Source organism: Sphingorhabdus sp. SMR4y (assembly GCF_002218195.1).
GTDB lineage: Bacteria > Pseudomonadota > Alphaproteobacteria > Sphingomonadales > Sphingomonadaceae > Parasphingorhabdus.
Genome location: NZ_CP022336.1, coordinates 2,826,141 through 2,844,173, shown reverse-complemented (window position 1 = coordinate 2,844,173; position 18,033 = coordinate 2,826,141). Strand labels below are relative to the sequence as shown.

At 56.7% G+C, this 18,033-nt stretch carries 20 protein-coding genes and 1 tRNA gene; 7 read left to right on the top strand and 14 right to left on the bottom strand.

Going from position 1 to position 18,033, the window contains the following annotated elements:
• Window positions 1-35: 35 nt before the first annotated feature.
• From SPHFLASMR4Y_RS13650 to SPHFLASMR4Y_RS13640, 3 genes are all read right to left on the bottom strand, one after another.
• Window positions 36-1,214 (bottom strand): acetyl-CoA C-acyltransferase, encoded by a 1,179-nt coding sequence (locus tag SPHFLASMR4Y_RS13650; RefSeq protein WP_089134031.1) that lies wholly within the window; start codon window positions 1,212-1,214, stop codon window positions 36-38.
• 110 nt (window positions 1,215-1,324) lie between these two features.
• Window positions 1,325-2,491, bottom strand: coding sequence for a mechanosensitive ion channel family protein (locus tag SPHFLASMR4Y_RS13645; protein ID WP_089134030.1), 1,167 nt, complete (start codon window positions 2,489-2,491; stop codon window positions 1,325-1,327).
• A gap of 59 nt (window positions 2,492-2,550) precedes the next feature.
• The gene (locus tag SPHFLASMR4Y_RS13640; RefSeq protein ID WP_089134029.1) at window positions 2,551-3,321 is read right to left on the bottom strand and encodes a TlyA family RNA methyltransferase; all 771 of its coding nucleotides are present in this window, start codon (window positions 3,319-3,321) and stop codon (window positions 2,551-2,553) included.
• Between the two features lie 50 nt (window positions 3,322-3,371).
• Here SPHFLASMR4Y_RS13640 and SPHFLASMR4Y_RS13635 point away from each other — a divergent pair, with 50 nt between their 5' ends.
• Window positions 3,372-3,917 (top strand): hypothetical protein, encoded by a 546-nt coding sequence (locus tag SPHFLASMR4Y_RS13635; RefSeq protein WP_089134905.1) that lies wholly within the window; start codon window positions 3,372-3,374, stop codon window positions 3,915-3,917.
• 304 nt (window positions 3,918-4,221) lie between these two features.
• On the opposite strand, the gene SPHFLASMR4Y_RS13630 is transcribed toward SPHFLASMR4Y_RS13635, so the two are convergent.
• From SPHFLASMR4Y_RS13630 to argH, 5 genes are read right to left on the bottom strand one after another with little or no spacing between them, the layout of a single operon-like run.
• Window positions 4,222-4,695 carry a DUF2721 domain-containing protein gene (locus tag SPHFLASMR4Y_RS13630; RefSeq protein WP_089134028.1) on the bottom strand — a complete coding sequence of 158 codons (474 nt, stop codon included), beginning with the start codon at window positions 4,693-4,695 and terminating at the stop codon, window positions 4,222-4,224.
• A complete protein-coding gene (locus SPHFLASMR4Y_RS13625; RefSeq protein WP_089134904.1) occupies window positions 4,692-5,468 on the bottom strand; it encodes a bifunctional precorrin-2 dehydrogenase/sirohydrochlorin ferrochelatase in 777 nt (258 codons plus the stop codon). The genes SPHFLASMR4Y_RS13630 and SPHFLASMR4Y_RS13625 overlap by 4 nt, the downstream gene beginning before the upstream one ends.
• 41 nt (window positions 5,469-5,509) lie before the next feature.
• Window positions 5,510-6,769, bottom strand: a complete 1,260-nt coding sequence (lysA, locus tag SPHFLASMR4Y_RS13620) for a diaminopimelate decarboxylase (protein ID WP_089134027.1) — start codon at window positions 6,767-6,769, stop codon at window positions 5,510-5,512.
• Window positions 6,770-6,800: 31 nt separating this feature from the next.
• Window positions 6,801-7,052: a hypothetical protein gene (locus tag SPHFLASMR4Y_RS13615; RefSeq protein ID WP_089134026.1), complete on the bottom strand. Its 252-nt coding sequence runs from the start codon at window positions 7,050-7,052 to the stop codon at window positions 6,801-6,803.
• 1 nt (window position 7,053) lies between these two features.
• On the bottom strand, window positions 7,054-8,430 hold the full coding sequence (argH, locus tag SPHFLASMR4Y_RS13610; protein WP_089134025.1) for an argininosuccinate lyase: 1,377 nt from the start codon (window positions 8,428-8,430) through the stop codon (window positions 7,054-7,056).
• 55 nt (window positions 8,431-8,485) lie between these two features.
• Between argH and SPHFLASMR4Y_RS13605 the strand changes: the two genes are divergently transcribed.
• The 3 genes from SPHFLASMR4Y_RS13605 (at window position 8,486) to SPHFLASMR4Y_RS13595 (ending at window position 10,369) form a co-directional block, all read left to right on the top strand.
• Entirely contained in the window at window positions 8,486-9,046 is a 561-nt protein-coding gene (locus tag SPHFLASMR4Y_RS13605) for a TlpA disulfide reductase family protein (RefSeq protein ID WP_313906739.1), read from the top strand.
• A 126-nt stretch (window positions 9,047-9,172) separates the two neighbouring features.
• Entirely contained in the window at window positions 9,173-9,688 is a 516-nt protein-coding gene (locus tag SPHFLASMR4Y_RS13600; RefSeq protein ID WP_186265944.1) for a c-type cytochrome, read from the top strand.
• A gap of 6 nt (window positions 9,689-9,694) precedes the next feature.
• Window positions 9,695-10,369 carry a cytochrome b/b6 domain-containing protein gene (locus tag SPHFLASMR4Y_RS13595; RefSeq protein WP_089134023.1) on the top strand — a complete coding sequence of 225 codons (675 nt, stop codon included), beginning with the start codon at window positions 9,695-9,697 and terminating at the stop codon, window positions 10,367-10,369.
• A gap of 44 nt (window positions 10,370-10,413) precedes the next feature.
• On the opposite strand, the gene SPHFLASMR4Y_RS13590 is transcribed toward SPHFLASMR4Y_RS13595, so the two are convergent.
• Both SPHFLASMR4Y_RS13590 and SPHFLASMR4Y_RS13585 read right to left on the bottom strand, forming a co-directional pair.
• Window positions 10,414-10,489, bottom strand: a tRNA-Val gene (locus SPHFLASMR4Y_RS13590).
• Window positions 10,480-10,743, bottom strand: coding sequence for a hypothetical protein (locus tag SPHFLASMR4Y_RS13585; protein ID WP_145955543.1), 264 nt, complete (start codon window positions 10,741-10,743; stop codon window positions 10,480-10,482). The genes SPHFLASMR4Y_RS13590 and SPHFLASMR4Y_RS13585 overlap by 10 nt, the downstream gene beginning before the upstream one ends.
• A 277-nt stretch (window positions 10,744-11,020) precedes the next feature.
• Between SPHFLASMR4Y_RS13585 and dnaA the strand changes: the two genes are divergently transcribed.
• Window positions 11,021-12,457 (top strand): chromosomal replication initiator protein DnaA, encoded by a 1,437-nt coding sequence (gene dnaA, locus SPHFLASMR4Y_RS13580; protein WP_089134021.1) that lies wholly within the window; start codon window positions 11,021-11,023, stop codon window positions 12,455-12,457.
• Window positions 12,458-12,488: 31 nt separating this feature from the next.
• On the opposite strand, the gene SPHFLASMR4Y_RS13575 is transcribed toward dnaA, so the two are convergent.
• The 3 genes from SPHFLASMR4Y_RS13575 to mutM all read right to left on the bottom strand — a co-directional run bounded on the left by SPHFLASMR4Y_RS13575 (window position 12,489) and on the right by mutM (window position 14,585).
• The gene (locus SPHFLASMR4Y_RS13575) at window positions 12,489-13,097 is read right to left on the bottom strand and encodes a DUF4136 domain-containing protein (protein WP_409928897.1); all 609 of its coding nucleotides are present in this window, start codon (window positions 13,095-13,097) and stop codon (window positions 12,489-12,491) included.
• Between the two features lie 302 nt (window positions 13,098-13,399).
• Window positions 13,400-13,660 carry a 30S ribosomal protein S20 gene (rpsT, locus tag SPHFLASMR4Y_RS13570; RefSeq protein ID WP_089134019.1) on the bottom strand — a complete coding sequence of 87 codons (261 nt, stop codon included), beginning with the start codon at window positions 13,658-13,660 and terminating at the stop codon, window positions 13,400-13,402.
• 112 nt (window positions 13,661-13,772) lie between these two features.
• Window positions 13,773-14,585 carry a bifunctional DNA-formamidopyrimidine glycosylase/DNA-(apurinic or apyrimidinic site) lyase gene (gene mutM, locus SPHFLASMR4Y_RS13565; protein ID WP_089134018.1) on the bottom strand — a complete coding sequence of 271 codons (813 nt, stop codon included), beginning with the start codon at window positions 14,583-14,585 and terminating at the stop codon, window positions 13,773-13,775.
• A gap of 105 nt (window positions 14,586-14,690) precedes the next feature.
• Here mutM and SPHFLASMR4Y_RS13560 point away from each other — a divergent pair, with 105 nt between their 5' ends.
• Both SPHFLASMR4Y_RS13560 and ubiB read left to right on the top strand, forming a co-directional pair.
• Window positions 14,691-15,431 carry a class I SAM-dependent methyltransferase gene (locus tag SPHFLASMR4Y_RS13560; RefSeq protein WP_089134017.1) on the top strand — a complete coding sequence of 247 codons (741 nt, stop codon included), beginning with the start codon at window positions 14,691-14,693 and terminating at the stop codon, window positions 15,429-15,431.
• 13 nt (window positions 15,432-15,444) lie between these two features.
• Window positions 15,445-17,004 (top strand): 2-polyprenylphenol 6-hydroxylase, encoded by a 1,560-nt coding sequence (gene ubiB, locus SPHFLASMR4Y_RS13555; protein WP_089134016.1) that lies wholly within the window; start codon window positions 15,445-15,447, stop codon window positions 17,002-17,004.
• 2 nt (window positions 17,005-17,006) lie between these two features.
• Here ubiB and SPHFLASMR4Y_RS13550 read toward each other — a convergent pair whose 3' ends face one another.
• Window positions 17,007-17,993, bottom strand: coding sequence for a hypothetical protein (locus SPHFLASMR4Y_RS13550; protein WP_089134015.1), 987 nt, complete (start codon window positions 17,991-17,993; stop codon window positions 17,007-17,009).
• Window positions 17,994-18,033: the final 40 nt, after the last annotated feature.

Genomic DNA, 18,033 nt, shown 5'->3' with positions numbered 1-18,033 from the left:
GCGATTTCCCGCCAGCCCATCCGGTTTTTCGATTTCTAGAAAATTTCGAACAGTCCGGCTGCACCCTGACCGCCACCGATACACATGGTGACCACGGCATATTTTGCACCGCGTCTTTTGCCCTCGATCAACGCGTGGCCGGTGCAGCGGGCACCGGTCATGCCGTAAGGATGGCCGATCGAGATTGAGCCGCCATTGACGTTGAGAAGTTCGTCAGGAATGCCCAGCTTCTGCTGGCAATAAAGCACTTGCACAGCAAAGGCTTCATTGAGTTCCCATAGACCGATATCGTCCATTTTAAGGCCGAAACGCTCGAGCAATTTCGGGATCGCGAATACCGGACCGATGCCCATTTCATCAGGCTTGGTGCCGGCAACAGCCATACCGACATAGCGGCCCAGCGGGTTGAGGCCGGCTTTTTCGGCTGCCTTTGCTTCCATGACGACGCTGGCGGCCGAGCCATCGGAAAGCTGGGAAGCGTTACCGGCGGTGACGATCTTGTCCGGACCGAGAACAGGTTGCAGCTTCTGGAGACCTTCGAGCGTGGTCGACGGACGATTGCCTTCATCCTTGTTGACTGTCACCTCGACATGAGAAATCTCTTTGGTTTCCTTGTCCTGCACACCCATGGTCGTGGTCACTTCGATGATCTCGTCATCAAACCGGCCGGCCTCCTGGGCCGCTGCGGTGCGCATTTGCGACTGCAGGGCATATTCATCGCAGGCTTCCCGGCTGATGCCATAGCGTTCGCCTACGACTTCGGCGGTCTGCAACATCGGCATGTAGATATCATCATGCATCTTGAGCAATTCGCGATCCGGCTGGACCCGCATTTCCGGTGTCTGGACGGTTGAGATTGAATCCTGTCCGCCGCCGACGACCACATCCATCATGTCCAGCGTCACCTGTTTCGACGCCGTGGCAATCGCCATCAGTCCGGATGAACATTGCCGGTCAATCGTCATGCCGGGCACTTCGATCGGGAAACCGGCGCGCAGAGCGACCTGACGGGCCAGATTGCCGCCCTGCGATCCCTGTTGCAGCGCGCTGCCCCAGACCACATCATCGATAGTCGCAGGATCAATGCCCGCTCTTTCAACGGCGGCCTTGGCGGAATAATGGCCAAGGGTAGCGCCGGTTGTGGTATTGAAAGCGCCCTTGTACGCGCGCCCGATGGGGGTACGGGCTGTGGAAACGATGACTGCGTCACGCATAATGCAATTCCTTCGTGGTTAAGATCAGAGTCGAATTTTGAGCGCATTGTCCCCGTTAATCGGCCAATTAACAAGGAATTTTTTCTGGCGTCCGCTGCCGTTACGGAACGCTAGTCGTTGGTGACCGTCACCGGAAAGCCACCCTCGGGATAAGGGAGAATCATCTCCCCATCGGGCGCAGCGGTAAAGGTTGTTTGGGTCGGATAGGCAAATTCGAGGCCTTCTTCGTTAAAACGCTGCAGGATTGCCAGGCCGATACGATGCCGTCCCTCGAACACTACTTCATAGTCACTGCTCATGATATCGAAGTCGAGTTGGAAGTCGATGGAGCTGTCACCAAATCCGACGAAACCGGAACGGATGAAATTTGCATCATGGGATTCTACAATCTCCTTGAGCAGACCGGGAATACGCCGCGCGTCGTCCGGGCTCGTCTGATAGATAACGCCGATTCCATAGCGGGTCCGCCGGCGGGCCAGACGGGTCAGATTGGTTATTTCCATATCGAGAAGATTGGTATTCGATATGATCACCTCTTCACCCATGATGGAGCGCAGTCGCGTGCTTTTCAGCCCGATCTTCTCGATCGTTCCCGTGGTTGAGCCATAGGTAATCGTGTCCCCCGCCCGGAAAGGCTTGTCGAAGATGATCGACAGCGCAGCAAAAAGATCGGAGAAAATCCCCTGTGCTGCAAGACCGATAGCGATACCGCCGACGCCCAGACCGGCGATCAGACCCGTGACGTTGATCCCGAGATTGTCGAGAATCATGATTGTCGCGATGGCGAACAGCACGAATGTGACCAGAATACGGATCAGGGTCATCGCGCTGTGCAACGTTTCATGCTGGTCAGGGTCCTGCGAAGTCCGCCGGATGATAAGCCCCAGAATGATTTCACGGAGCCAGATGGCCGCCTGAACAACCGCTGCGATAGTGAACAGCACCTGGACGATCCGGTCCACGCTGGCAGGAGCGTTGGCGAAGCTGACCACGAGCTGGGCGGAGACCATCAGCATGAATATCTTGCTGGTGCGGGCGATCGCCTTGACGATGATGGTGCGATATCCGGTCAGCCCGTCATTATTGCGGACATAGCGGGCCGCGAACCGCTTGATGGCACCGAGCAGAAAGAAAATCGCGGTGCCGATGGCAAGCGCGATGATGAGCTCTACATAATGGTTGGTGAGCCATTCCGATCCATCTCTGATCAAGCGTTGAAAAGCGGCACCGATATGGGGGACGGTCGGCAATAGGGCGGGTTCAGTTGCATTTGTCATAGACTCTCAGCTAGGAACAAGCGGTGCCGATAACAACCCGTGCGACAGGCGTGGACCTTTTAAAATAGTCCGCCTACCTGTTTTTCAGCCGCTATGAGAAACTCCACATTGCCTTTGGGACCGGTGATCGGGCTTTCGGCAATGCCCAGAATGTTCCACCCCTCTGCTACCAGCCAGGCCCTTATTTTCTCGCAGGTTTCCTGACGGACCGCCGGATCCCGAACAACCCCGCCCTTGCCGACATCATGGCGTTCGGCCTCAAATTGCGGCTTTATGAGCGCTATCAGGGTCGCCTTTTCCTTGGCAAATTGGAGCGGCCGCTCCAGAACTTTGACCAAGGAAATAAAACTCGCATCGCAAACGATAATATCGACTTTTTCCGGGACATGCTGGTCGGTGAGGATCCGGGCGCTGGTCTGCTCGTGCACCACGACCCGATCATCCTGCCGCAGTTTCCAGGCCAGCTGATTGGTACCGCTGTCAACGGCATAAACCTTTTCCGCGCCCCCGGTGAGCAGGACATCCGTAAATCCCCCGGTACTGCTGCCAACATCCATTGCGGTCATGCCGCCAACATCGATAGCAAAATGCCGCAGCGCATGGTCCAGTTTGATACCGCCCCGCGATACCCAGGGATGATCCTTCCCTTTCAGTGCTATCTCGGCATCGCCAGCGATCTTGTGACCCGGCTTGTCGATTTTCTTGCCGGCCACCGTGACCAGACCAGCCATGATATAGGCTTGTGCCTTGGCGCGGCTTTCGGCGAGACCCCGGTCGGTCAATATCTGGTCGACGCGCTGCTTGGCGGCTTTGGGATCGGACTGGCTCATGGGAAATCAGGACTAGCCTAGCCTTGCGCTTTTGGCCATATTCCTTTGCCATGAGAATCATTTCATCACCACTTGCTATTTCCTTGGCTGCGCTGGCGCTGACGTCCTGTTCTTCCGCGCCTCCGGAGCCTGCTCCCGCACCGCAACCGGTAAAACCGGCCGCAACGCCTGCCCCGCCCCCCGCCCCGGTGCAGCCTCGGGGCAACTGGACAGACTGGCCCATTGCGCCAGGCGACTGGGTCTATCGGGAAGACGCACGCGGGTCGCTGGCCTTGTTCGGACCAATCGGCCAACCCGCCACCGTCATGATCCGCTGTGACCGCGCGCGCCGGCAAATATTTCTGTCGCGCGCCGGATCGGTAGGCACCGGTGCCACGATGGTGCTGCGCGCCAGTGCCGGGTTCCAGTCCTATCCTGCCAGCAACAGCGGCGGAACGCCGCCCTATGCGAGTATTCCCGTGTCCACCGGCGATATCATGCTGGATCGCATTGCCTATAGCCGCGGACGCTTTGCCATCGAGACCAGTGGCCTGCAGTCTATTGCAGTCCCGGTGTGGCCGGAATTCAGCCGTGTGGTGGAGGATTGTCGCGGATAAGCGGCTCGGTATCAGGCCGGAACGCGCAATTGTGACAGCAAATTAAATTATTTCAAGACTTGTTCGAAAACCGGCGTTGATTCACATTCACAGCGTCGAACAGCGGAGAAGTTTCAATGCAACAGTTCGTATTTCATTCACAAGCGAAAGGAGGTGGTCCGATGTCTCATGGTTCAGCACAGGGGTCGGAAAAATCCGTTCGGGGGGCAAATCTGATCTAGAGATCAGGCAACCCGGCAGCGGCACTTCCTACCGCTGACCCATGTTCAGAGGCTGTTGGTCCGAAAGGACCGGCAGCCTCTTTTCATTTCGCGCTATCGTTTTTTTCGAGATATTCTTCGCGGATCATGAAATCGCGAACCCCGATCCGTACTTCCCGCAAGAACTGGACGAGAGCCATCGAGAGCAGACTGATCGCAATGACAAATGCGCTCGCGATAGCCAGAGACAGATCAATCCCGGTCAATTCCATGATGAACAATATGCCGATCAGCGCGCAGGCGGTGATCGCGCTTACCACGCTCAGAAATATGGCGTTATTGACGACCCTGAGCCGGACCTGCAGGTCGCCAAGTTCTGCGACAACCAAGTCATGTTCTTTCCCGGTGGTGGACTTGAACAGTTCCTGCAGATCGCGTGACCGGTCAATGATACGGGCCAGACGGCCGGCGAACAGGTTCAGCATGGCCCCGATACCGACAAGTAGAAATGCGGGTGCCAAAGCAGTTTGTAACACCGTTACGATATTGGCATTGGCGATTTCGGAAATTCCGTTCATTTTGTCATCCGTATCCGCAAGGTCAATCCTTCTATAGGTCGTTCATCCCACAATGTCAGGGCGAAACGCTCGGCATCCGCACGCGCACGGTCGAGCACCGCGTCAGGCACATCCTCGCTTGCAAAAATCTGGTCAGCCTGACCCAGCCATCGCGCCTGACGCAGCGTTAGATCGTCCGGGTCAGTGCTGGTCAGTTCCCAATCGATCACTTGCGAGCCGGTTTCGCCTTGCGGCTGGTCCAGCCATGCCTCCAAATCTTCCAATCCATGGTCGGCCAGCACATCGAGCGGGGCTCCGGGGTCGAGGACAGAGTCGATGGCCTTGCGTCGCGCGGCCGCTTCCGGCCATATTTTGCGGATCCGTTCCCGCGCCGCGAGCAAGCCAGTGGCCAGTGTTCCCAGACTGACTGGCAGAATTTGCTCCAGTCGTTGGCGCAGCGCCTTGGCCAGTCCCGCCGAAGCACCGCCTGTGCCGATCGCGATCAGAACCGGGTCCCGGTCAATGATCGCAGGCGTGGTATAATCACATAATGCCGACCGATCGACGGCGTTGACCAACAGCCCCCTGGCCTTCAGACGCGTTGCCGCTGCGATCGCTTCGTCATCATCTTCCAGCGCGACCACGGCCAGCGTCAGCCCATCGGCAGTTTCGTCGTCGGTGATTATCGCTCCGGCTCGCTCGTAAAGCCGCTTTTTGGCGTCCGCCATTTCGCCACGACCCAGAAGAAGAATCTTGCGACCCTGCAAATTAACAAAAATAGGCAATTGGTTCATCGCATTCACCTATGGTTTGCAGCCCGGGCGGACTGTAGCGATTATTTCAGCCAGTCGGGCACATTCTCCGCGGCCATGATCGTCGCCGGATCGATCCGCTCGGCGACCACGGCATAGCGATCGCCATCAACCAGCACTTCCGGTACCAGCGGGCGACTATTATAGGTATTTGCCATGGTCGCGCCATAGGCACCAGCCGTCCGGAATATCCCGAGATCATCGGTTTCAACGCGATCAACAGTCCGCTCTTTGGCAAAAATGTCGCTGCTTTCACAAATGGGCCCCACGATCGACGCAACCATCATTTCACCGCTGGGCTCAACCGCTGCAAAATCATGCCACGCATCATAGATTGCTGGCCGCATCAGATCATTCATAGCTGCATCGACGATGACAAAATCGCTGTCCACACCCGGTTTGATCCGGATAACCCTGGTGATCATGACACCGCTATTACCGGCGATCACGCGGCCCGGTTCAAACATCAGGGTAACATTCCAGTCCCGGGTGACGCGTGCAACCATGGCACCATATTCCGCCGGGCTGGGCGGATTGTCTTCGGGCTTGTAAGGCACGCCCAGGCCACCGCCCAGATCGACATGAGTGATGGCATGACCGGCACTGCGCAATTGGGTGACCAGTTCGCCCATTCTTGCATAGCATTTTTCTAGCGGGTCAAGGCTCTGTAACTGGCTACCGATGTGCACGGCAACGCCACGCAAATTCAGACCGTCCAGTCCGGACAGCCGCGCATAAATATCCGGCGCCACATCAATTCCGACCCCGAATTTATTCTCTTTCTTGCCGGTCGAAATTTTCGCATGGGTGCCAGCATCCACATCGGGGTTCACACGCAGGGTTGCCGAGGCTTTCTCACCGCGGGACGCAGCGATTTCCGCCAGCATCACACCTTCTTCTTCCGATTCGAGATTGAACTGGCCAATGCCCTTTTCCAGGCCCAGCGTGAGCTCCTCACGACTTTTGCCGACACCGGAGAAGACAATATCTTCCGCCTTCATGCCGGCTGCCAATGCGCGCTGCATCTCACCACCCGATACTACGTCCGCACCATAGCCCTGATTGGCCAGGATTCGCAGGACCGCGAGATTGGGGTTCGCCTTCACCGCGAAAGCCAGATGGATTTTGCCCGCGTCTTTCAGCCCCTCCCGAAACACTGTCGCATGACGCTCGAGTGTCGCGCGCGAATAGACATAGACCGGGGTGCCGACGTCTTCAGCAATTTTCGACAACGGGATATCTTCCGCGTGTATAATCCCATTTTTGAGCTGGAAATGGTCCAATTTCTAATACTTTCAAACGTGTGGTAAAAAATCAGCCGGGAGGTGGCAGGTCAAATTCGTCATCCTGACGCTTTTCCGACCGCCGCAGCAGCTCATCGCTGCGCTCCGGCATGGCCTGACTCGACGGCACCAGCAGATCCTCGCCGCTGGGCGTTTTCATTTCGCCATAGACAGGTGGCGGCAAGGCTTCGCCTTTAGCCGGTTGCAATGCGCCACGATTGCCGCAGCCCACCAGAATCGCAGCCGCTCCACTCAGCAGCAGAATCGAACGGAATCTGTTCATCTCACTTCTCCCGGCCCAATGCTGTCCTGGCCCTTGCAACCTGCGCCCTTACTTGATCCGGCGCGGTCCCGCCATAGCTGGATCGGCTGGCGACAGAGGCATCGACGCTCAATACATTGAATACGTCGGCATGAATCCGGCCGTCTATGGCCTGAAATTGCTCGAGCGTCAGATCAGCCAGACCGCAGCCGTGCTCTTCCGCCAGAGAAACCACGGCACCAGTGACATGATGCGCTTCACGGAACGGCAGCTTGGCCTCGCGGACCAGCCAGTCGGCGAAATCCGTCGCGGTCGAAAAACCCGTCTCCGCCAGAGCGCGCATCCGGCTACCGCTAAATTCCACTTCGGCGACCATTCCCGTCATCGCGGCGATCGACAGGCCGAGCAGGTCATGCGCTTCGAACACGGGCGGCTTGTCGTCCTGCATATCTTTTGAATAAGCAAGCGGCAGGCCCTTCATGGTAATCACCAATGCGTTCATCGCACCGGCGATCCGCCCACAATGGCCACGCACCAGTTCAGCGGCATCGGGATTGCGTTTCTGCGGCATGATCGAGGAGCCAGTGGAAAAGCTGTCAGGGAGTTTGACAAACCCGAAAGGCTGGCTTGCCCAGATCACAAACTCTTCCGCGAGCCGCGACAGATGCAGGCTGCACTGGGTCGCCGCCATCAGATAATCGAGGGCAAAATCCCGGTCGGACACCGAATCGAGGCTGTTTCGGGTGGGCTCGTCAAAGCCCAGCAACGATGCCGTATTCTCCCGATTGATCGGAAAGCCTGTGCCGGCCAGAGCGGCTGCACCAAGCGGGGATTCGTTCATCCGCTTGCGCGCATCGCTGAACCGCGAACGGTCACGACTGATCATCTCGTAATAGGCCATCATATGGTGCCCGAGACTCACCGGTTGGGCCGATTGCAAATGGGTGAAGCCGGGCATGATCGTGTCCGCATGTTCTTCTGCCCGATCAACAAGAGCCTTTTGCAGACTCCCCAGAGCATCATCGACCATATCCATGGCCTCGCGTACCCAAAGCCGGAAATCGGTGGCGACCTGGTCATTGCGCGAGCGCGCGGTATGCAGTCGACCCGCTACCGGACCGATGATCTCAGACAGGCGCGCTTCTACGTGCATATGAATATCTTCAAGATCAAGGTTTTCGGCGATGCCGTCGGCCTCATATTCCTGGGCAATCTGATTCAGGCCGTTGATGATTTGCGTTGCGTCTTCGGCTTCGACGATTCCCTGTTCCGCCAGCATGGCAACATGCGCCAGGCTTGCGCGGATATCATGGCGCCATAATTTCTTGTCGAACGGTATCGACGCGTTTATCTCGCGCATGATTGAAGAAGGGCCATCGGCAAACCTGCCGCCCCACATGATATTGGAATTTTTTGTGCCTTTTGTGATGCGAACCGTCCTGCTCATGCTCTTGGTGTTGAACTTAGCGGCCTGCGATAGAGACTCGAGCGGATCGGGGCAAGAATTTGCTGACACCAATGCCAAGGAAGAGGGCGAAGCCGGAGGAAATGGCAAGGCGATGGTTGGCAAGCTGGATATTTCTCAACGCGGGACGCCGATGATCGACGCGCCATTTCAGGCACCCGATGGCCGCACAGTCCAATTGAGCGATTTCGTCGGAAAACCATTGTTGGTCAACATCTGGGCAACCTGGTGCGGCCCATGTATCGTGGAGATGCCGATGCTGGACAATTTGGCAGCCCGCGAAAAGGACCGGTTGAAGCTACTGGTCGTGTCTCAGGATATACAGGGCGAGGAAAAAGTGGCTCCGTTTTTCGAGGATAGAAATTTTGAGGAGCTGGAACCCTATATCGATCCCGAAAACGGCCTGAGTTTCGGTTTTGGTACTGGAGTGATGCCGACCACTGTTCTCTATGACGCGCAAGGCAGGGAAGTGTGGCGGGTCATCGGGGCCATGGATTGGGACGGTGCCAAAGCCGCTGCCTTGCTGGAAGAAACGCTGTCAGAAAGCTGATTTTCCCGTGCCATCAATCGATTTGATAGGCCCAAAGGATGTGGTGCTGGCACGTAAAAAGCAGAACCGATTGTATTTGCACCGAACTCCGTTATTCTTTGGTTTCACAAGCCTATGGAGAACGAGATGAAACGCAGCAAACCACACATGATGCTCCCGGCCATTGCCGGGCTGGCGCTCCTATCAGCCTGCGCCCAGAATGGCGACACAGGCCCAGCTTCCGACTCAGGAGACGTCGAGCTTGCCAACGGCCTTACGGTGAAGGAACAGATTGAAACGCGCCAGGCGCAACTCAAGAAAATAGGCAAGGCTTTCAAAGCTATAAGCGACCAATTAAAGGCAAGCAGCCCTGATCTGGTGCAGATCCAGACCGCCGCAGCGGCCGTTCCGAAAGAGACAGCCAACATGGTTGACTGGTTTCCGGAAGGAACCGGACCCGAATCTGGCGTAGAAACCGAAGCGCTCCCGATCATCTGGGAAGATAAAGCGGATTTCAATGACAAGGTGACAGCGATGCAGGACGCAGCCGCCAAGCTGGAGACCGTTGCACAGAGCGGTGATGTCACGGCAATTGCCGCCGCTTTCCAAACCACGGGCGGCACGTGCAAAGCCTGCCATGACAAATATAGACTGGACGACTAGTTCGCGATGACCGTGGATACGCCGCGCATCTTGGTCTGGGACAGCGCCGTCCGTCTGGTGCACTGGCTGTTGGTGATTCTGGTCCCCCTGCTCTGGTGGACCGCTGAAGAGGGCTATATGGACTGGCACAGGCGCCTTGGCCTGACCATGACCGGACTGGTCCTGTTTCGATTGATATGGGGGCTAGTCGGAACATGGACCGCGCGCTTTGTTCCGATGGTGCGTGGTCTCGGATCGATAAAATCCTATATCCGGCAGTTGCGGTCCGGGGAATATCGCGCAAGCTTTGGCCACAGTCCCTTGGCTGTGCTCGGTGTCTTTGCCCTGCTGCTGGCGCTGGCGACACAGGTTGCAACCGGATTATTCTCGGTCGATGTCGACGGACTTGAATCCGGGCCACTGGCCGTGCTGGTGTCTTTCGATACCGGCAGGCAGCTAGCCGAAATCCACGAACTGAACTTCAATCTGCTGGCGGTACTGATCGCACTCCATGTCACAGCGGTCGCGCTCTATCATTTTGTCCTGAAAGCAAATCTTGTCGGACCGATGATTACGGGTCGTCGGTTCCGCACGGATTTTCCCGGCAATACGATACCACGGAACCACACGCGCCCCTTGCCGATGGCTGTTGCAATCGTTCTGTCGCTGGCCTGCGTTTTCGCAATCTCAAATTTTGGCTGAAGGGGGCCGTGTGATCACACCATCTCCGATCCTGGTCGGGATGATGGTGGGCGATGACGGGCTCGAACCGCCGACATCTTCGGTGTAAACGAAGCGCTCTACCAACTGAGCTAATCGCCCCATGACGGGATGCTTTTCAGCATCGTCGAGGTCAGGCGAGCGCCATTGCCAAATCCCGAGCCCTTTGGCAAGCCTAATTGCATACCGCAGCGGATAAGATGTTCGGCGACCGGTTTTCGATGGCAATTTGCCATGATCACTTCGCTATTAACCAGAACCCAAGCAAACTCCGCGATTCGCGACTTATACATCCTTATCCACAGAATTATTTTCTGATATTTCAGTGACTTAAAAAGATATTTAGAAAAATCCACGGCTTGTCGCTGTCAATCGATATATTTCATTTTTTTTACAGCAGCGCCCTTGATCGACTCATGAAGAGGCGCTTACTAAGGAGGCTCGGCTTGTGGCTGAAACTGCCATTACGAAGCCCAATTTGAAAATAGAGATCATCGTTGAAAACGTGTTTTCAGCAACGCATATTTGTGCCTGACCGATTCCCATGGCTGGGGGTGTTGAAGGCTGCAGAGATCAGGATCTACGATCAAATTGCGGCGTTGTGATCGCGCCAAACGGGGAAGTTGTCGGGGGATGTTCGTGAGTAAAAATCTACAAAGCCGTGCTAGCGGACCGTCAGTAGACGCTGTTGTCGGGGAGAATACTGTCATTTCTGATGATCTCGAAGCTATCTGGCGCAAGATCTGTACCGGCTTGCGCCGTGATCTGGGCGCACAGATTTTTGGTCAGTGGATCAAGCCGATCACCCTCGCTTTGTTTGACTCAGACAGCGGATCATTGCATCTCGAGCTGCCTTCGGAATTCGCCGCTACCTGGGTCCGCGACCGTTATGCCGAACGTTTGTTGCTGGCATGGAAAGCTCATCACACGGCCGTCACCGAGCTGGTTTTTCAAGCCCAGTCGGGATCTGCGAAAATTGCCAAGATTTCACAGATCAACGGCACAGCCGCAAAAGCCAGCAGGCCAGCGGTTCCGGAAAGCAAGTTCCGGCTGGACCTCGATCCGAGAATGACGTTCGACCAGTTTATTGCCGGTCACTCGAATGTGCTGGCGCTCAATGCCGCGCAGCGCACGGCAGCTGCCGAAAAGCCGTTATTCAGCCCGCTCTATCTCCAGTCCTCCACTGGTCAGGGCAAGACCCATCTGATGCACGCCATCGGCCACGCCTTTCGCGAAGAATTTCCGTCTTCGACGATTATCTATATGTCCGCCGAACGGTTCATGATCGAGTTTGTATCAGCGATGCGCCGTAACGAGGGCATGGAATTCAAGGCATCGCTACGCGAAGCGGACCTGCTGATGATCGATGACATCCAGTTCATCGTCGGCAAAAATTCAACCCAGGAGGAATTTCTCCACACGGTCGATTCGCTCATCAGTCAGGGCAAACGGGTTGTTGTCGCAGCAGACCGTCCGCCGCAGGCGCTCGATGGCGTCGATCAGCGTTTGCTGTCGCGCCTGTCCATGGGCCTCGTCGCCGATATCCAGTCTGCCGGCCTCGAACTGCGCCGCGATATTCTGAAACATCGCCTGGCCTCCATGCCACATCAAAATGTGTCCGAAGACGTCGTGGATTTTCTTGCCCGCACGATCAGCCGCAATCTGCGCGAACTGGAAGGCGGCCTCAACAAGCTGCTCGCTTACGCGCAGCTCACCGGACGCGAGATCACCCGCGAGCTGGCCGAAGAGCAATTGTCTGATATATTGAGCGCGTGCCGCCGCCGGATCACGATCGACGAGATCCAGCGCACGGTCTGTGAATATTACCGGCTCGACCGCAATGAAATGTCATCGAAACGCCGCGCTCGGGCTGTAGCCCGGCCACGCCAGGTCGCAATGTATTTGGCAAAGGTAATGACCCCTCGCAGCTATCCGGAAATCGGACGGAAATTTGGCGGTCGCGATCACAGCACCGTCATTCACGCCGTCAAACTGGTTGAACATCTGCGCGGAGAAGACAGCGAAATGGACAATGACGTCCGGATGCTGCTGCGCCAGCTTGAAAGCTGAATAGCCTTCAAACCGGAGAGCAACCGGCCTGCTATTTCTCGGGCGCTATCGAAATCCGGACACGCTCACCGCTATTGCCGGGGAAATTGGTGAACATCGCCTCGACTAGATTGGGCACAAGATAGGTCAGGTTTTTCGACCGCGACAGCGCTTCGGCCTTGCCTTCGAACAAACGCTCGCCATCGGCAGCCCGGTCAATCTTCATATCCAGCTCGGTGGTGTAGACGGTAAAGCTGCGGACTCCATTATAACCTGAGAAGCCATATCCACCATAGAGAAACGGGTCGTGGAAACCATAGCGATAGCCGGGACGTCTGTAATATCCGCCGAAACGGGCTGAAGGATAAAAAGGATCAACGTCGGCAACAACTTTTTCGCGCCCTTTGTCGATTTCATAGTCCATGCTGACAATCAGCTCAGCCGCAGCCGGATCGTCGCTGCGCTGATATCCAAGTTCGAGCATTTTCTGTTCGACCAGCATCGCATATTGACCAAATTCCAGGCCACCCGACAGATCGGGATCGGCGGCCACCACAGCGAAGCTCTGGCCAGTCGTGTCCGGAAGTGCGACAAACCGCTGGACATCCGCACGAAACGGCGTTGCGCAAGCCGCCAGCGACAGAAGTGCTACCGGCGCCAACAGAGACAGGCTCCTACGATCGAAGACGTGTTTCGTGAAATTAGTCATGTTTCTTCCTTCAAATTACCCACCAGCATGGCGAGCAAGATAGAGAAGCCGGGCTGAACCGGCTTTGAACAGCGACAGATTGACGCCCTTTCCCGACTTGAACCGTTTCGGATCAACAGCACAAGGAAAAAACGGGAGCATCAGACGGTCGCAATATCAAAGGCCCGATTTTTCGCTATTTGAAGCGGCGCGATCGCCCAAAAGAAAACCCGCCACAATCGGGCGGGTTATTCTGTGTAAACTGTTTGAGTTGCTTAGAGCGCCGCAACCCGTTTTGTCAGACGGCTGAATTTCCGCGAAGCCGTATTCTTGTGATACAGGCCTTTGGAAACACCGCGTGCCAGCTCTGGCTGCACAGCTTTGAGAGCTGCAGCTGCGACGTCCTTGTCACCGGCTTCAACAGCAGCGTCAACGGCTTTGATCTTGGTACGGATCTGGCTCAGGCGATTCTTGTTGATCGCGGTGCGGCGCGTGTTGCGACGGATACGTTTTTTTGCTTGCGGCGTATTAGCCATGAAAAACCCTCAAAATCTGAAATTAAATGCCGGTACCAATCGGATAGCTTCCGGCTCAAGAGCGCGGCCAATAGCGTGACAGCCGATTCTCGTCAATAGCTTAGTGAACGGCTTATTTCTGACATTGCGGACAATAAAAGGTCGACCGCCCGCTGTCGACTCGTCGCCGCACCACAGCACCGCATTCACAGGCGTCGCCTTCGCGGCCATAGACCCGCCAGTCCTTGGCAAAATATCCCAGTTCTCCGTCCGGTTGCACGAAATCGCGCAGAGAAGAACCCCCGGCCGCAATGGCGGCGATCAGGACCTGCTTTATCGCGGCAACCAGCCGATCATAGCGCGGTTTCGATATCGCGCCCCCTTTTCGGGCCGGAGAGATGCCTGCCATGTGCAGGGCTTCACAGACATAAATATTCCCGAGTCCCGCGACCGTCCGCTGGTCCAGCAAGAGTTGCTTGATCGGCGCTTTGCGATCCTTGGTTGCAGCCTTCAGATGCGCACCGGTAAATTCTTCGCTCAACGGTTCCGGTCCCATCATTGTGAAAGGCCTATAACTGGCAAGTTCCTCTCTACGCACAATATCCAGTGACCCGAATCGGCGCGGATCATTGAGCGTCAACCGGTGACCCGAATCGGTTTCCATCAACAGATGATCATGTTTCTCAATTTCTTCCGGATCGATCCGCCAGCGACCCGACATGCCGAGATGAAAGATCATTATGTCACCGCGATCCGTTTCGATCAGACCATATTTCGCCCGTCGGCCGAGCGAAGTCACCACGGCACCGGTCATCCTTTGTCGCAAATCAACCGGGATCGGCCAGCGCAGATCGGCGCGGCGCGGCTCGACCCTGGACAGGCGCTGACCTTCGAGCACCGGCCGCAAACCTGCGACGGTCGTCTCCACTTCAGGTAACTCGGGCATGTCAGTCCTTATCTGTTACGGTCCAAAGGGCAGCTATAGAGTGATTGCAGTGCTGCCAAGGCTCGTCTACTCGGGATTTCATAGAAAAATCAGCACGGACAAAAAATGGCCATCGAAAGCAAAACCGTCTCCTTCGGCTATGAAGAGGTCGACGAGAGCGAGAAGACCGGCAAGGTTGGCGCTGTCTTTTCCAGCGTCGCCTCGAAATATGATGTGATGAACGACGCCATGAGCGCCGGCACCCACCGCTTGTGGAAAGACCGTTTCGTACGCCGCGTCAAGCCGCGTGCTGGAGAAACCATCCTCGATATGGCCGGCGGAACCGGCGACATAGCTTTTCGCATGGTTGACAGCGGTGCCGACATCACGGTTGCCGACATCAACGCGGAAATGCTGGCTGAGGGCGTGGACCGGGCGCTAGAGAAAGATGAGACGCGACTGGTCTGGAGCCAGCAGAATGCCGAGCAGTTGAACTTTCCCGACGCCCATTTCGATGCCTATACGATAGTCTTCGGCATCCGCAACGTCACCCATATCGATAAAGCGCTGGCCGAAGCCCATCGTGTCCTGAAATATGGCGGACGCTTCTATTGTATGGAATTTTCGCAGACCAAATGGCCGGGCTTTGATAAAGTCTATAATAGCTACTCCCACCATATCCTGCCGAAAGTCGGCAAGCTTTTGGCGAATGACGAAGCCAGCTATCGCTATCTTGCCGAATCGATCGCGAAATTCCCGCCAATGGAAGAATTCCGCGACATGATTAAAGCCGCCGGATTCAGCCAGACCAACGTCGAGCCGCTGATGGGTGGGCTGGTCGCCATTCACAGCGGCTGGAAAGTCTGAGCGCGCAGCAACGATGACCAGTTCCCGCACCCATATATTCCGCCTGCTCAAATGGGGCCGCGCGCTCGCAAAACACGGGGCGCTGCGCGATCTCGAAAAGCACAAGGCAACCCCGCCTCAGGTTCGGCGTCTGTTTCGTATCGCCCGTATCGGCACATTCCAGCCGAAAGAACCAAACTATTCCGCGGCGTTACAGGCCATTGGCCCGGCTGCGATCAAGCTTGGCCAGACGCTGGCCACCCGCCCGGATATAATAGGTGAATCGGCCGCTAGCGATCTGCTTCATCTGCAGGACAGCCTGCCACCGGTCCCTTTTGATCTGATCCGCGACGAGATCGAGCTCAGTCTCGGCAAGTCGCTGGATGAACTGTACAGCCATATCGATCCCGATCCGGTGGGCGCAGCCTCAATCGCCCAGGTGCATCGCGCGACGACGCTGGACGGCAAGGATGTAGCGGTCAAGGTGCTTCGCCCCGGTATAATCAAGAAATTCTCCCAAGACATCGAAACCTACGAATGGGCTGCGGCGCATCTCGAGGCTTTGGGCGGCGAAGCCAAGCGTCTGCGTCCGCAACTGGTCATTGCCAATTTCCGGCGCTGGACCATGCGCGAGCTGGATCTGCGCCGAGAAGCCGCCAGCGCGTCTGAACTCGCCGAACATATGGCGCAGGTGGATGAATATGAGATTCCGGCCATCGACTGGGACCGGACATCCGGACGGGTGCTGACGCTCGACTGGGTCGACGGGATAAAAATCTCGAACCGTGACGCTCTGGTAGCAGCGGGACATGATCTCGACGCAATCGCCAGCCGGCTCGTCCACACATTCCTGAAACAGGCCATCGAGGCCGGCTATTTCCATGCTGACATGCATCAGGGCAACCTGTTTGTGAAAGCGGATGGCACGATTGTCGCTATCGACTTCGGCATCATGGGGAGAATCAACAGGAAGGCGCGGTTCTGGCTGGCGGAGATTCTCTACGGTCTGACCACCGGCAATTACAAACGCGTCGCGGAAATCCATTTTGAAGCGCAATATGTTCCCGATCATCACAGCATGGAAGATTTCGCCACAGCCTTGCGCGCGGTCGGCGAACCGATGCGCGGCAAACCGGTCAGCGAATTGTCGGTCGGCGACATGCTCGACGGCCTTTTCGCGATAACACGCGACTTCGACATGGAAACCCAGCCGCATTTGCTGCTGCTGCAAAAGACAATGGTCATGGTTGAGGGAATCGCCACCGACCTTAATCCAACGATCAACATGTGGGATGCCAGCGGCCCCTATGTAAAGGAATGGATCCGCGGCGAACTGGGACCGGAGGCCGCGATCGCCGACCGGATCAATGCGGATGTCGACACGCTGATGATGCTTCCGGATATTGTTCGCCGCCTAGATGCCCAGCTCCCCCGTCAGGGAGGTGCGCCACCGCCACCGCCTGTGGCCGATGTCGAGTTGATCTGGGAGAAGCGTAAAAAAGACGAAGGCGGCGGATTCTGGCGCTATATGTTGACGGCGGTGATTGCGGGTGCAGCGGGCGCAGGGTCGCTCTGGCTTTACGTCAATCTCTGAACTCACGGCGGTGGTGGCATGGCCTCTTCGTTCCGCAGTTTGTCTCTCAGATAAAAATAGCCTCCGATCATGCCCCCCAGCAGGGCAAGCACGGCCCACCAGAATTCAAGCAGCAGCTTGGCCATTCTGGTCCAGAAACTCACTTCCTTTTCTGCCTCCGCCCGCTTTCTGGCCCGCTCGGCTCTGGCGATCTCACGCGCCTCGCCTTGCGAGATGGTGACTTTGACCCTGATCAGATCGCTCGGATAGCGGTTGAGTATCGTGCCGTCGGTAGCGAGAACCGTGATTTCGGCGGACAAGGGGTGTGTGCCTTGCCTTTTTGGAGTAACATCCCAGGTCCACACCTTACGCCGCGAACGCCCCATCTCGAGATCGACCGGAATATCCGGGTCGATGTCGAACGCGCGACCAGTCAATCGGGCGCGCATCTTCGCGCCAATTTCGATGCTGGCGGTTACCGCCTTGCCCTGATCACCCGCTAGCGATTTTATGCGCGTAGCTTCTTCCTCCGGTCCGATCGCCAGACGGACTTCGCTGGCTTGCCCCTTCACCATGTCGCGCGGCGGATCAAATGCGGCCATCCCCTGATCAAGATCTGCAATCTGATCACGATAATCCTGGCAGAGCCCAGCCGGAACGCGCTTGCGAACATCACTGCACCAGATGGTCTTCACAGGAGAAACATCGGCCGATTGTCCGGTAACATACCGGGTCGGATCTTCTTCTGCCGCTTCGCCATCGCCGGTCCCGTCTTCGGCTACGGCATCTGCCGCAGCCTCAGCGGCATCGTCCAAAGCGTCTGCGGCAGCCTCGCCGCTTGCCTCATCCATTGCCTCGACAACCGCTTCTCCGATATCGATCGAGTCTTCCACCGATTCACTGACAGTTACTGCGTCTTCCCGCTCCGTCTTGTCGACAGCGCCGGAACAGGCCGTCAAAACCAGCATCGGGGCAATCGCGATCGTCGTCGTCAGTGATCTGGAATCCATGTCCCGCCTCCCGATGGCAATTTGGAGTGCGACCCGCTGT

Excerpts from the sequence above, each read along its gene's own strand:
- SPHFLASMR4Y_RS13595 (WP_089134023.1), top strand. The coding sequence starts at position 9,695 with ATGACCGTGGATACGCCGCGCATCTTGGTCTGGGACAGCGCCGTCCGT.
- SPHFLASMR4Y_RS13630 (WP_089134028.1), bottom strand. The coding sequence starts at position 4,695 with ATGAACGGAATTTCCGAAATCGCCAATGCCAATATCGTAACGGTGTTA.
- SPHFLASMR4Y_RS13615 (WP_089134026.1), bottom strand. The coding sequence starts at position 7,052 with ATGAACAGATTCCGTTCGATTCTGCTGCTGAGTGGAGCGGCTGCGATT.
- mutM (WP_089134018.1), bottom strand. The coding sequence starts at position 14,585 with ATGCCCGAGTTACCTGAAGTGGAGACGACCGTCGCAGGTTTGCGGCCG.
- ubiB (WP_089134016.1), top strand. The coding sequence starts at position 15,445 with ATGACCAGTTCCCGCACCCATATATTCCGCCTGCTCAAATGGGGCCGC.
- dnaA (WP_089134021.1), top strand. The coding sequence starts at position 11,021 with ATGTTCGTGAGTAAAAATCTACAAAGCCGTGCTAGCGGACCGTCAGTA.
- SPHFLASMR4Y_RS13625 (WP_089134904.1), bottom strand. The coding sequence starts at position 5,468 with ATGAACCAATTGCCTATTTTTGTTAATTTGCAGGGTCGCAAGATTCTT.
- SPHFLASMR4Y_RS13550 (WP_089134015.1), bottom strand. The coding sequence starts at position 17,993 with ATGGATTCCAGATCACTGACGACGACGATCGCGATTGCCCCGATGCTG.
- argH (WP_089134025.1), bottom strand. The coding sequence starts at position 8,430 with ATGTGGGGCGGCAGGTTTGCCGATGGCCCTTCTTCAATCATGCGCGAG.
- SPHFLASMR4Y_RS13635 (WP_089134905.1), top strand. The coding sequence starts at position 3,372 with ATGAGAATCATTTCATCACCACTTGCTATTTCCTTGGCTGCGCTGGCG.
- SPHFLASMR4Y_RS13645 (WP_089134030.1), bottom strand. The coding sequence starts at position 2,491 with ATGACAAATGCAACTGAACCCGCCCTATTGCCGACCGTCCCCCATATC.
- SPHFLASMR4Y_RS13650 (WP_089134031.1), bottom strand. The coding sequence starts at position 1,214 with ATGCGTGACGCAGTCATCGTTTCCACAGCCCGTACCCCCATCGGGCGC.
- rpsT (WP_089134019.1), bottom strand. The coding sequence starts at position 13,660 with ATGGCTAATACGCCGCAAGCAAAAAAACGTATCCGTCGCAACACGCGC.
- SPHFLASMR4Y_RS13600 (WP_186265944.1), top strand. The coding sequence starts at position 9,173 with ATGAAACGCAGCAAACCACACATGATGCTCCCGGCCATTGCCGGGCTG.
- SPHFLASMR4Y_RS13640 (WP_089134029.1), bottom strand. The coding sequence starts at position 3,321 with ATGAGCCAGTCCGATCCCAAAGCCGCCAAGCAGCGCGTCGACCAGATA.
- SPHFLASMR4Y_RS13560 (WP_089134017.1), top strand. The coding sequence starts at position 14,691 with ATGGCCATCGAAAGCAAAACCGTCTCCTTCGGCTATGAAGAGGTCGAC.